The sequence below is a fragment of the Paenibacillus sp. CFBP 13594 genome, assembly GCF_014842675.1.
Lineage (GTDB): Bacteria > Bacillota > Bacilli > Paenibacillales > Paenibacillaceae > Paenibacillus > Paenibacillus amylolyticus_B.
Genome location: NZ_JACYVQ010000005.1, coordinates 217,453 through 228,845 on the forward strand (window position 1 = coordinate 217,453; position 11,393 = coordinate 228,845).

The 11,393-nt window shown below is 45.4% G+C and carries 13 protein-coding genes; 6 read left to right on the forward strand and 7 right to left on the reverse strand.

All coding sequences use genetic code 11. The features are described 5' to 3' along the window. Positions 1-148: 148 nt before the first annotated feature. Positions 149-967: an AraC family transcriptional regulator gene (locus IFU39_RS17590; protein WP_036674960.1), complete on the forward strand. Its 819-nt coding sequence runs from the start codon at positions 149-151 to the stop codon at positions 965-967. A gap of 25 nt (positions 968-992) precedes the next feature. On the opposite strand, the gene IFU39_RS17595 is transcribed toward IFU39_RS17590, so the two are convergent. Both IFU39_RS17595 and IFU39_RS17600 read right to left on the reverse strand, forming a co-directional pair. After that, complete coding sequence (locus IFU39_RS17595; protein ID WP_036614451.1) at positions 993-1,307, reverse strand: hypothetical protein; 315 nt, start codon at positions 1,305-1,307, stop codon at positions 993-995. Between the two features lie 32 nt (positions 1,308-1,339). Beyond that, positions 1,340-2,278: a Gfo/Idh/MocA family protein gene (locus IFU39_RS17600; protein ID WP_192134034.1), complete on the reverse strand. Its 939-nt coding sequence runs from the start codon at positions 2,276-2,278 to the stop codon at positions 1,340-1,342. Positions 2,279-2,477: 199 nt separating this feature from the next. Between IFU39_RS17600 and IFU39_RS17605 the strand changes: the two genes are divergently transcribed. Together IFU39_RS17605 and msrA are read left to right on the forward strand one after the other, a co-directional pair. Further along, on the forward strand, positions 2,478-3,089 hold the full coding sequence (locus IFU39_RS17605) for a TVP38/TMEM64 family protein (RefSeq protein ID WP_036614914.1): 612 nt from the start codon (positions 2,478-2,480) through the stop codon (positions 3,087-3,089). 181 nt (positions 3,090-3,270) lie between these two features. Next, complete coding sequence (gene msrA, locus IFU39_RS17610; protein WP_192134036.1) at positions 3,271-4,233, forward strand: peptide-methionine (S)-S-oxide reductase MsrA; 963 nt, start codon at positions 3,271-3,273, stop codon at positions 4,231-4,233. Positions 4,234-4,336: 103 nt separating this feature from the next. Here the strand turns inward: msrA and IFU39_RS17615 are convergent, their stop codons facing one another. From IFU39_RS17615 to IFU39_RS17625, 3 genes are all read right to left on the reverse strand, one after another. Next, the gene (locus IFU39_RS17615; protein ID WP_192134038.1) at positions 4,337-5,572 is read right to left on the reverse strand and encodes an MFS transporter; all 1,236 of its coding nucleotides are present in this window, start codon (positions 5,570-5,572) and stop codon (positions 4,337-4,339) included. 81 nt (positions 5,573-5,653) lie between these two features. Continuing rightward, the gene (locus IFU39_RS17620) at positions 5,654-6,262 is read right to left on the reverse strand and encodes a TetR/AcrR family transcriptional regulator (protein ID WP_192134040.1); all 609 of its coding nucleotides are present in this window, start codon (positions 6,260-6,262) and stop codon (positions 5,654-5,656) included. 137 nt (positions 6,263-6,399) lie between these two features. Continuing rightward, on the reverse strand, positions 6,400-7,200 hold the full coding sequence (locus IFU39_RS17625; RefSeq protein ID WP_036614460.1) for a lipid II flippase Amj family protein: 801 nt from the start codon (positions 7,198-7,200) through the stop codon (positions 6,400-6,402). 390 nt (positions 7,201-7,590) lie between these two features. On the opposite strand from IFU39_RS17625, the gene IFU39_RS17630 reads away from it, so the two are divergent. Next, entirely contained in the window at positions 7,591-8,061 is a 471-nt protein-coding gene (locus tag IFU39_RS17630; RefSeq protein WP_192134042.1) for a DUF2188 domain-containing protein, read from the forward strand. Positions 8,062-8,183: 122 nt separating this feature from the next. Here IFU39_RS17630 and IFU39_RS17635 read toward each other — a convergent pair whose 3' ends face one another. Then, complete coding sequence (locus IFU39_RS17635; RefSeq protein WP_192134044.1) at positions 8,184-8,918, reverse strand: YitT family protein; 735 nt, start codon at positions 8,916-8,918, stop codon at positions 8,184-8,186. A 286-nt stretch (positions 8,919-9,204) separates the two neighbouring features. Further along, positions 9,205-9,354 (reverse strand): hypothetical protein, encoded by a 150-nt coding sequence (locus tag IFU39_RS17640; protein ID WP_192134046.1) that lies wholly within the window; start codon positions 9,352-9,354, stop codon positions 9,205-9,207. Positions 9,355-9,861: 507 nt separating this feature from the next. Here IFU39_RS17640 and IFU39_RS17645 point away from each other — a divergent pair. Both IFU39_RS17645 and IFU39_RS17650 read left to right on the forward strand, forming a co-directional pair. Further along, entirely contained in the window at positions 9,862-10,899 is a 1,038-nt protein-coding gene (locus IFU39_RS17645) for a nucleotide-binding protein (protein WP_083677397.1), read from the forward strand. Next, positions 10,896-11,129, forward strand: a complete 234-nt coding sequence (locus tag IFU39_RS17650) for a hypothetical protein (RefSeq protein WP_017687536.1) — start codon at positions 10,896-10,898, stop codon at positions 11,127-11,129. The genes IFU39_RS17645 and IFU39_RS17650 overlap by 4 nt, the downstream gene beginning before the upstream one ends. Positions 11,130-11,393: the final 264 nt, after the last annotated feature.

Here is an 11,393-nt window from a genome sequence, read left to right on the forward strand (position 1 = left end):
AATGGTTGAGATACATATGTTTTGTTGGATGTTTCCTGTTCCTTAAATCTAATACTATGGTATTCCGTTTCAGCTTCAATTAAAATGAATAATATGATTGAAACATGAACTATCTGGTCATAATTTTCAAATTGCAAGGAGTATGCCCATGCCGACAGATCAAACCTGCCAAGTTCTTACAGCAGGCTTTTCATTTCATCGTAAACCCTACGCTATGGTGCAGCCTGAAGGGGTGAAGAACTACCTGTTAAGACTGCAAACAGACGGACGTTGCCGTGCACGCATAGACGGGGACATGTCCCTGGTGGATGCGGGCGATCTGCTTCTTTTTGACCCTGACGAGCCCTATGAGCTGAGAATAGACAATGAAACCAATCCGATGGGAGAACGACTGGTAGAGAGTGGCGACTATCACATCTTCTTTAATGGTTCCTGGGTGGATGAGTGGTGGAAACGTCACAAACGGCCGACCCGAATCAAAGTCGAACTGACGGAAAGCCTCTTGGTCCTGTTTCGACAGCTCGTACTGGAGCAGCGCCGCATCTCCAATCCTTATCCGGAGATTTCAAGTTATTATATGCGAATTTTATGTCTCGAAGTGGATCGTCTGCTCGCGGAGCATCCAACGATAACCAACACCAATTATGTGGCTTATGAGATCAAAAACTACATTGAAGAAAACGCTTCCTCTTTATTCAAGCTCGATGATGTGGCAACACATATTGGCATTAGTGTCTCACGGGGTGTACATCTCTTCAAAGAAGCGTTTGGAAAAAGCATCATGCAATACACGCTTGACGTACGGCTGAATATGGCCAGGGAACGGATTATTTTCAGTCCAATGACCCTGGAGCAAGTGTCTGAGTCTTCCGGCTTTAACAACTACACCTATTTTCATCGGGTATTCCGTTCCCGGTTCGGCATGTCCCCGAAGGAATTCCGCGTCATTCACCGGGAACAGATGTAATCATACCAGTATACGTAAGTTGAACTTATTTGCGCGCGGCTATGGCCTCGGACACAACCATCGCCAGATCTTCATTTCCAAACATGGACAACACGCCAAGTACCGTATCATCCGGGATCTCACCGGCTTCCTCCTTGGATACAATCAGCTTCTGCACCTGTTGCAAACGCTCGTTGCTCTGCTGATTCGGGTAGGCTTGCCGGTACATCTCTTCCGGGTCCAAACCATTATTGACACACCACTGGGCAAATACGAGGATCATCATCTCTTCTTCCTGTTTATAGGTTTCTACAACAGCTTCCTCGATCTGTTTATTACGTTCCTTTTCATATTCATCCATAACTTGTATTCCTCCGTATGTGTATTCTGCAATTATTTGCGAATCAATTGTTCCGCCAGTTCATGACTGTCCATGACATGACTTGCACTGATCAGGCAATCATCAGGTGAGTCCAGACAAGCCAGGAAATTATCAACTGCTCCGCTAAAACCTCTGCGTGTTAACACGGTGTCCCAGCTCCCGAACGTTTCTTTGGTTTCCAGACTCCCCTGTTCCATGCAGCTGATCGTGTCCATGTTCACCACTTCAGCAGATCGTCCACCACCATGCAATTCGATCTTCTCCAGATCTGCCCCAGCTTCACGCACCATATCGAATCGACCGTAGGCTGTTCTGCCCAGCTTGGCCGTTCCGGTTGCGTGCAGCAGTCTGTCCAGATCATTCTTCCGAATCCATTGATGAAGCAACTCCACATTATGATCCGAGTACCACAACATCAGATCCAGTATATGGATGAGATCATCATAGATGGTTTCTGCCGCAGGACGATCCTGAATGCCTGTACGATGTTTGGTCACTGTCAAGGATTCAAAACCTTTTCCACCCTGCATCCATTCTTTCGCTTTTTGGTACATCGGTGCGAATCTACGGTTGAAGCCTACTGCGAGTAGCAGCCCTTGTGCCTCGGCAAAAGCAGTCATCTCTTCCGACTCCCGAATCGTATAGGATAACGGTTTGTCTACGTACACGGCTAATCCCTGTTCCAGACATTGCATGACAATGTCAAAGTGCGCTTCCGTTGCTGTATGTACAAACACCGCATCCAAGTCCCAGGACAACAGTTCTTTCAGATCCGTTGTTCCCCGTTCTAATCGATACGCCTCCTGAACGGCTTTGACCGGCTCCGGAGATCGGTTCATAATGCCTACAATCTCCACGTTCGGATGAGCTGTTAACAGCGGCAAATATACTTTACGTGCAATATCGCCGAGGCCGATAATTGCAACTCGTTTACGTTGGGTTGTTTCCATGATGATCATTCCACCTTCAGTTCGGTTCTATATTTCCACGTCCTATAGTGTAACCCTTCGGACAGCAACTTGCCAGTGATTGCAGCACACTTCGCACGAATTGTTCAGACAATGGGCGAACGTGGTAAACTTATAAGGAATAGCAGTACAGATCGGGACACGACCAGACCTGCCTGATCTGAAAGGAGCGTTTGGGATTTTGCGAAAATGGTTATGGCTCCTCCTATATGTTTTACTTGCTGGAGTCACGTTTATTTACAGATATGAACTGCTGGCCTGGACCGATCTCCATCAGTCCATTCCGCTGTTACTCGCCATGGCAACATTGTTTGCTCTTGTGCCTGTAATCCCTTATAAGTTTGTTATTATCGCCTTTGGTTACAGTTACGGTACCACCACAGCAGCCTGGATATGCTGGCTTGGCACCACACTTGCAGCCATGCTCGTCTATGGCGGAGCAAGAACCATCTTCAGACATCAGGCGAGATCGTACCTCGAACGTATTCGAGGTCTAAACCGTTTTACCACATGGATGGAAGCACATCCGTTCATGGGTGTCATGTCGATGCGACTGTTGCCGATCGTGCCTCAGATGGCAGTTAATATCTACGCAGGTATAACGTACACGCCATTCTGGGTCTTCATGCTTGCCACGGCCATTGGGAAAATGCCAGCGATTTTTGTATTTGCCTATGCAGGTGCACAGGCTGAAACCTCAATCTGGCTGAGCCTGGCCATCCTTGCCGGATATCTGGTGTTCATGGCCATTGTATTACTCTTATTTCGCTTTCGGTCACGCAATAAAGCCTGAATTCAGAATTTGCAAACCGTTCAGATTCAGCTTGTTTTCATTCCGGCTTGGTTGGCTTGCCAATTCAGGATATAATAGAAGAGCAAGCCTAATGCTTGTGTAACAAGTTTTAATAAAACGGTAGATTGCTGGAGCTCGAACACGAGCGCTAAATCTTCATCAGAAATGGAGTGACTATAGCATGGAACAACATTCAAGTGAGTTAGCAACTTTTGCAGGCGGATGCTTCTGGTGTATGGTATCCCCCTTTGAAGAACTGCCCGGTATTCATAAGATCGTATCGGGTTATACAGGAGGACATACCGAGAATCCAACATATGAAGAGGTCTGCTCGGAGACAACAGGACATGTAGAAGCTGTGCAAATTACGTTTGACCCTGCCATCTTCCCTTATAAGAAACTGGTTGAACTGTTCTGGCAGCAGATTGATCCTACGGATACAGGCGGACAATTCCATGACCGTGGATCTTCCTATCAGACGGCCATCTTCTATCACAGCGAAGAACAGCGCCAGATTGCGGAAACTTCCAAAACGGAGCTGGGACAAAGCGGACGTTTTGACAAACCAATCTTCACTCCGATCTTGCCAGCCAAACCGTTCTATGAAGCGGAAGAACATCACCAAAATTATCACCGGAAGAACCCTGCCCATTACAAACGCTACAGCAAAGGTTCTGGACGTGTAGATTTCATCGAACGCAACTGGACCGGTAACGTGGATAAAGACGGGCTGAAAGAGCGTTTGACGCCGCTTCAATATGAAGTTACGCAGAACAGCGCGACCGAGCCTGCATTCCATAACGAATTCTGGGATCACCACGGTGATGGTATCTATGTGGACATCGTATCTGGCGAGCCATTGTTCAGTTCTACCGACAAATACGACTCCGGCTGCGGCTGGCCGAGCTTCACACGTCCATTGCGTGACCACAACGTGAAGGAAAAAACTGATCTCAGCCACTTCATGATTCGTACCGAAGTGAGAAGTCGTGAGGGCGATTCCCATCTGGGTCACCTGTTCAACGATGGTCCTGCCGAAGCAGGTGGAATGCGTTATTGCATCAACTCTGCGGCACTTCGTTTTGTACCCAAAGAAGACTTGCAAAAAGAAGGATACGGTGAGTACGCCGTCCTTTTCCAATAAGTTATAATACAAATACAAAAAGAGCAGTGGGATGATCCCGCTGCTTTTTTGTTGTACATTCTTGTTTTAATAGACGAACTATTATTGCACAAGAATGCATTGATTAGGTTTGGCTCGAAGAGATTTCCGAATTCAATTGATTGGCAGGAGCCGTCTGATCATTACGAAATTGAATTCGCATCGCTGGAACAATACCCAGGATCATCACGGTAACCGAGATTGCATAGACGATAAAAATGGATGTGCTGTTCATCAGTACACCTGCCATGGAAGATCCAAGAAGCATACTTCCTATGAATAAAGGTGTGATGGTGCCATTCACTCTCCCGATCAAATGCTCATCTATCCGAGTGACCAAGTATGTGGAGATGATGACGTTGATGAATGCCATACTGATTGAGCTTAAGAAGCTGATCAAAAGGGTCAGCCAGAACCAACTGGATAACACTTCCCCCATCGTGGCTACAGCCAGACACAGCACACCTACAAGCAGAGTTAAGGTCTGGTTCAGCTTAGCACTTACAGCAGCCGCAATACCTCCTCCAATCAATAAACCTATTCCGGACGCACCAGACAAAAACTGTAACGACGTTGCTTCAAGTCCCAGACGTTCAGTGATCAGAAATATTCCAAGTGGACTGATGAGACCCGCTGAAAGCCCTATACAGATGAATACCAGACTAAGCATTTTTAACGAGCGAGATCGAGCAACATATTGCCAGCCCTCTTTGATATCCGCTAATAATGAGGTATTTGTTTCCCGTTGAGTGGCGTCTTTAGGCAGCAATGTGAGTAGAAGCGCAGAGATGAGGAATAAAGTGAGTAATGCGTACATGGATGCCTGAATGCCCATTGCAGTGTATATAAACGTTCCGACGATTGGTCCGAGAATTAAAAACAACGATTGACCACTCTGTGTAATAGCAATTGCAGACTGCAAATGTTCTCCCTTTACATTTCGCCTCACAATCTTTAGAGAGGATGGTTGAGAAAACTGGCTAACGATAGAGGATACAAACGTGGCTACGTATAGAATCTGCCAATACCCAGAAGATAAAACGCCAATAATCATGACAATAGACAACGCACTCAGAATATCCCCCAGTATCATCGTACGTTTGGGATTCCAGCGATCAGCAAGTGCACCGCCTATGATGGAGAAAACAAAAATCGGGGCATATTCAAGTACGGTAATCAGCGAGACAGCTATTGGACTTCCTTGAGTTCGATCCATTACATAATAGAGGATTGCCATATTCCGGATCCATATCGCCAGATTTTGCAGCAGATCAGACCCTGTCACGATTAAAAAAGCTTTGTTTCTGAACAATGTGTTCATTTTCCATCTCCTCTTTTAAACCGACTGTCCGGTTTATTAATCTTTAAAAAGAAAAACTGACGTTACATCAGCTTTTCATGGTTAACGTTGTTGAATGCCTGCCAGCAGACCGGCCATGCCTTTGTGGTAAATACGACGAATATCCGTCAGGTCCTTCTCATAATAGAGTGTAGTCAATCCGCTAAACAGACCGTAGATAATGTGCATTACATCCTGTGGGTCATCCGGTTTTAACTCCCCATCTTCCATCCCTTTAGTAATAATGAACTCGTATGTCGCATACGGAATTCGGATCAGGGAAAGCATCTCATCAAGCATCTCCTGACTGACGACCTGACCCGAGACAAACTCGTTAATGGCGTGATTCAGCGGGTTAGCCAAATCATCCACGTAATGGTCAGCAAGTCCGTACAATTTGTCTATGGCAGTCTTATACCCGGATTCTTTGTCCAGCCAAGCATCCATCCAATCTTCATTGTTAAGCTTGATTAGATACATGAATAACTCTTCTTTGCTTTTGAAATGATAATAGATGCTGCCTTTACTCCGATTGTTAATCGTACATATGTCTTCCATGGAAGTTGCACTATATCCCTTTTGGGCAAACAGTTCCTTGGTATTACGTGCAATGTCTTTCTTTATCTGTGTAACATCTTTTCTTCGTTTAACTTCGATTGGAAAAACCTCCATAAATTAAACCGACTATTCGGTCTAATAGTATCACAGCACAAATACTCCGTCAATTCATTTTGCACAGGCACCCTCTCATTTGCTGTTTCAAAAGGATGTACAAGAGAGTGCCTGGCTACAATTCAGGAAAGAAGAAGTCACATCATACTTACAATCCAACCGATCCAATACGCAAATGGAATTAATAACAACTGTGCCAACAGTGTACCGAATAAACGGGATACGAGCATGCAACCATAAATCTGATTCATGCGATCCAAACGGATCTCGCCACGTAATGATTTGTCACTGAGCAGGGAAATCCGCGGATCAATCAGGATGGTTAACAAAATAGTCGCTATTCCGTTAATTAACCCGGTTGATTGGGATGCAGCTACAGCCTGCCCTGGGTAAAGGTACGCTGCGTATAAGCTGGACAGGACACCTGTGGTATAGATTGCGGTTACCGCTACATTAAGCAGCATTAACCGTCTTGGCATCCCATGTTGTACCAATCGTTTGGCCATCTTCCAGGATGGCGGGGTGATGTAATACGTTGCATTTCTAATCTTGCTTCGCTTCAGCATACCGCGAACCATCGCAGGGATGGAACCGGCTGCTTCAAAATGTACAACCATTCTTGATGAGAGCTTCACCATGGTTGGAAAACACAATATGGCTAATGCCGTTCCAATTGTTGCCGCACCCATTAACCAGTGCAGCTGCGCCGCAAAGTGTGGATTGGTTCCACGTGTTGCAGTATCCACTAGATTACCTACCATCGGACCCTGGGCCATATTCGAGGTTCGAGAAACCAACAACAAGATACCTGCCAATGAAATGGCCAACGCGATTCTGCGGGTGCGTAATCCACCGAGGCGGAGCGCGTATGACAAGCTGTCTGCGGCATGAATCAGCATGGTGAACAGCATAGGGATTGCCAGGCTAAGACTAAACATATGTATGTACTCCTTTATATTCCTGTTATTGAACTTATTTCTTTCATGGACAGCATTATACTCCTCTGGCTTGCAAAAGTATAGGAACGAGATCCTTCTATATAAGTTGAACTAAAGAATATTTACACTGGACACTCCGATGACAGAACAACCTTCCGATCGCTGTTATCCCCAGATTTTTTGATTCCTTTTAGAAAGGGGTAAATCCGGGGATAAAGGCGAACACTTCGTTTCTTCAGGTTTTTTCTGTCCTCTCCGTTTCGTGTAAATGTTTATTTCAATTTATATAGATCATCGGTAAATGCACTTACGACCTCGGCTGTTCATCGTTTATCCCTCCCCTCACAGGGTAATATACAACTAATCCATTACTGTATAGGAGGGGTTCATATGCCTTGGAACAAACAGGATTATCCGGTATCCATGAAGAACCTGGAACCACGTGTTAGACATAAAGCAATTGAGATTGCCAATGCTCTGCTCGATGACGGGTATGAGGAAGGACGCTCGATTGCCATAGCGACAGCTAAGGCGGAAGAATGGAATGAGAATCATCCCGCACCGGAAAGTTCAAAATCGGACTCCACAACTTCTTCCGATAATTCCAACCCTAAAAAGTCGTCTTCCACGGATCGTCGTCATTCCGAGCCCGTTTCTTCGTCCAAAAGTCATGATAACATCCATGTCGTGCCTACCGACTCCGGTTGGGCGATCAAGGAAGAAGGAAAGTCTACCTATCTGTCCACATTTGATACTAAAGCAGAAGCTGTAGATAAGGCCAAAGAACTGAGTAGCAAACAAAATATTCGAGCGATTATCCATAATCAGGATGGTCAGATTGCTTCTTCGATCAAACCCTGAATGAATCGGAAAACAACAAAATCCCTTTTGCTGCTGAAGAGCAGTCAAAAGGGATTTTGTATGAACTTTAACTATCAAGACCTGAATGTGCATACAGGTTATGGTTGTTCTGAAACGTATGGTTAATTGGATACCCCTCTAGCCACCGTAGTCCGTTGTGAAATAGCAGCAGCGTTAACTGCCTTGGCTGTAGCCGATGGCATCGGCAATTTCACAGCCGAAGTTGTAACCACGGTTCCGCGAGCCGGAACACTAACGACGTACGTGATGACTTTGCTGGCAATCCATACGGCCAGAATCGTATATAAAGTTTCTTTTACCGGAAGAAAGAAAAGCGACAATCCCAATACAAAAGCATCGCTGACAAAGAAAACTGTTCCCAGCTTCCATCCCTTCCAGCGGCTAACCAGCACGGCGAGAATATCGTCTCCACCTGTCGCTCCACCGAATCGAAGCACGATCCCAGCGCCTACCCCTGTCAAAATACCGGATAGAACTGCCGGAATCCACAGATTTCCGTTAAACGACAATACCAGTGTGGAGTATCGTTCAAAGCCGTCATAGAATAGGGAAAATGCACCGACGCCAAGCAATGCCTGAATCATGAATTTCCAGCCTTTGAGGAACCAAGCCAGGATCATGACCGGAATGTCCAATAACAACATACCGATAGCAGGTGATAAGCCTGTTGCGTATTTTCCGAGCAGGGCCAGACCAACAAATCCGCCCTCCGATAAATGATTCTGAAAGTTAATGTGATAATAAGCAAAAGCTAAAATAAATGTACCGAGTAGCATAATGACGAATTTGATCGCCTCTGTTTTAACGTGTTGTAAGGTTAACGATGTTCTCTTCATTCAGGTTCCCTCGCAGTTTGTAGGTTGGTTTTTTATACCGACCGTACCCTGCAAAAGGTAAGCCTGGAAGAAATCATCGTGTACGTCCTTCGAATATTCATTCCAATCCCCTCTTTCGCAGAGTCAGCCGTTTTTTTGAACCGGTTGGTGTACTCTACAAGGGGCGCTATGTGTATGAGAGATCGTAACGTTTCCAGATCGTCCTTGGGGAGATTGTCCTTCGGGAACTCATGGTATCCTGATCCTTTCTGTTCTGTTGTGGTTAGCTGTGTAAACTGAAAAATAACTACAATGCATAAGCTTGAACATTTAATTGTACACTTACACTTGGATTACAGTACCCTCTTTTGATCGCGGTTATCCCCGGATTTTTGGAATTCCATTTTCCCTCTGGGGAAAATCCGGTGATCGCTTGTGCTTCCGAAGCTGCTTTCATTCAAAAAGCTTTCAGGCGAACGCTTCGCTTCTACAGATGGGTTCTGCACTCTTCGTTCCTGTGTAAATTGTAAATCCAACTTACAGCAGTTGCAAGTTCATTCAGTTTAAACACCAAAGCTAACTTGCTTGTTCTTCTATTATATAACACCAACGTGACCGGGTCTAAACAGTAGACCCCTCAAAAACAGGCATAAAGCAGCCTTTGGACTGCTCCAGCAGTCATACGGCAACACCAGGATAAGCAATGCTTGCTAATGGTGCAACCTGCTCCTTTATTCTATGACCAAAGCTTCCAAAAATAACTGTCAGTCACCCAACTGTGACAAATTGGGGCCTTTTTTTATTTTCTTGCGCTTTTTAAAGGAATCATTTTCCTTTCACACATACACTATAGCAAACGTAATCGGCTTATTCTTTGTCCAGTTCAGACGTTTCCAGACTTACTCTGCTGTTTATGGTATAATATAACAATTGAATCCCACTACCGTTTAAGCGAGGCGGATTGATGAAAACGTTAAAGCCAAGAGTCTTTATTGGCTGCTCGCTGGAAGCGAAGCCGATTGCAGCCGCAGTACACGAAAACTTACGTTTTTCAGCCGAAGTTACCCCTTGGTATTCCGGGGTTTTTAATCCAAGCAGCTATACCATGGACGATCTGGAAGTAGAGGTCCGTACGACTGACTTTGCCATTTTTATTTTTCATCCGGATGATATATCCAAAATTCGCGGGAAGTACTACGCGTCGGTCCGGGATAATACAATGCTGGAAATGGGTCTGTTTATGGGTCGTCTGGGACGAAAACGTATTTTTTTCATTCTTCCTGAGGATATTACAGACATCAAGGACACAACCAAGGTCGAAGGATTGCGTATGCCCACAGATCTGCTGGGGTTAAATCCACTCGTATATGAAATCCGTTCTGACGGAAAGTGGGCACCAGCCGTGTCCGTGGCATGTTCCAAAATCGCAGACAGTATTGAGGAACAAGGACGCTGGAGTGATCCAGAATTGGAGAACATCATTGAGGAGCATAAACGCACTGAGGGAGAAGCAAGGTTACAACTGCTTAAGTTGCTGCGGTTCTTTAGGGAATTACTGCGTACCCGCAAAGCAGATGCCAAGATGCTGGAGCGAATGAGCGATGCCTTGCGTACTGCCTTTGTCTCTCATCCTCCATTCGCTGTACGTGGCACAGCCATATACCGTACAGATGACAGTGGTTACATTGAGCAATTATGTGGTAATGTTGGAGAACCGGGGAGAAAGTATGACTTGTCCGCTAACGACGACAAACAACCGGATGATCCCAAGCGCATTCTGGTGATTGATTCTTACCGGGAGAATAAAATCAAGATTAACCTGTATGATGATTACCTTGAGAAAGAGTATCTGCTATGCTATCCTGTAGCCAAGAGGTATGTAATCACCGTTCACATTATTGGACATATTGAAGCGGATGAGGCGGTATTTCAGCAGATTGACCTACAGAATCGTCAACTGTTCAACGCCATCAACGATTTGTTAGGAGGCGAACCGGAATGAAACCGGAAACGAAAAAAATAAGCAAGCGCTGGGGCAGCGAAAAAAAGGTACGCCTCAGTTCTGCGCCCGAATCATCACGACCGGTTCCGGAACCCAAGGAAGAAGATCGTTTCCACAAGCCGGCCGTACCGCTAACTACCATTGGGCCCTCCCTGAAGGGCAAGGAAAGACCTTATAAGGTCATCCTTGAAAAAGAGGCGTTCTACGAAAAGCCTCAATATCTTGCTTAATTTCTGAACACATCATCAAACCTGCCGCTGAATCGGCAGTATTCCATAGGCCCCGCCGCCCAAGGCAGGGGCTTTTTTGTTGCTCATTTTCGCTAAAATAAAGCTACTTCTACTCGTTGACCTGGTGCCATTGTGTTGCGGCAAGTCATTCTGAAATCCTTATTGTAATTCACTGCTTTAATTTATTGCTTGTAATCACTTCTGTAGCAGAATGCGGTGCAAGGCTTATTTGGTTTATGGCCTTAGGTTTCCTGCAAAACCCAT

Excerpts from the sequence above, each read along its gene's own strand:
- IFU39_RS17590 (WP_036674960.1), top strand. The coding sequence starts at position 149 with ATGCCGACAGATCAAACCTGCCAAGTTCTTACAGCAGGCTTTTCATTT.
- IFU39_RS17595 (WP_036614451.1), bottom strand. The coding sequence starts at position 1,307 with ATGGATGAATATGAAAAGGAACGTAATAAACAGATCGAGGAAGCTGTT.
- IFU39_RS17600 (WP_192134034.1), bottom strand. The coding sequence starts at position 2,278 with ATGGAAACAACCCAACGTAAACGAGTTGCAATTATCGGCCTCGGCGAT.
- msrA (WP_192134036.1), top strand. The coding sequence starts at position 3,271 with ATGGAACAACATTCAAGTGAGTTAGCAACTTTTGCAGGCGGATGCTTC.
- IFU39_RS17615 (WP_192134038.1), bottom strand. The coding sequence starts at position 5,572 with ATGAACACATTGTTCAGAAACAAAGCTTTTTTAATCGTGACAGGGTCT.
- IFU39_RS17620 (WP_192134040.1), bottom strand. The coding sequence starts at position 6,262 with ATGGAGGTTTTTCCAATCGAAGTTAAACGAAGAAAAGATGTTACACAG.
- IFU39_RS17625 (WP_036614460.1), bottom strand. The coding sequence starts at position 7,200 with ATGTTTAGTCTTAGCCTGGCAATCCCTATGCTGTTCACCATGCTGATT.
- IFU39_RS17630 (WP_192134042.1), top strand. The coding sequence starts at position 7,591 with ATGCCTTGGAACAAACAGGATTATCCGGTATCCATGAAGAACCTGGAA.
- IFU39_RS17635 (WP_192134044.1), bottom strand. The coding sequence starts at position 8,918 with ATGAAGAGAACATCGTTAACCTTACAACACGTTAAAACAGAGGCGATC.
- IFU39_RS17640 (WP_192134046.1), bottom strand. The coding sequence starts at position 9,354 with ATGAAAGCAGCTTCGGAAGCACAAGCGATCACCGGATTTTCCCCAGAG.
- IFU39_RS17645 (WP_083677397.1), top strand. The coding sequence starts at position 9,862 with ATGAAAACGTTAAAGCCAAGAGTCTTTATTGGCTGCTCGCTGGAAGCG.
- IFU39_RS17650 (WP_017687536.1), top strand. The coding sequence starts at position 10,896 with ATGAAACCGGAAACGAAAAAAATAAGCAAGCGCTGGGGCAGCGAAAAA.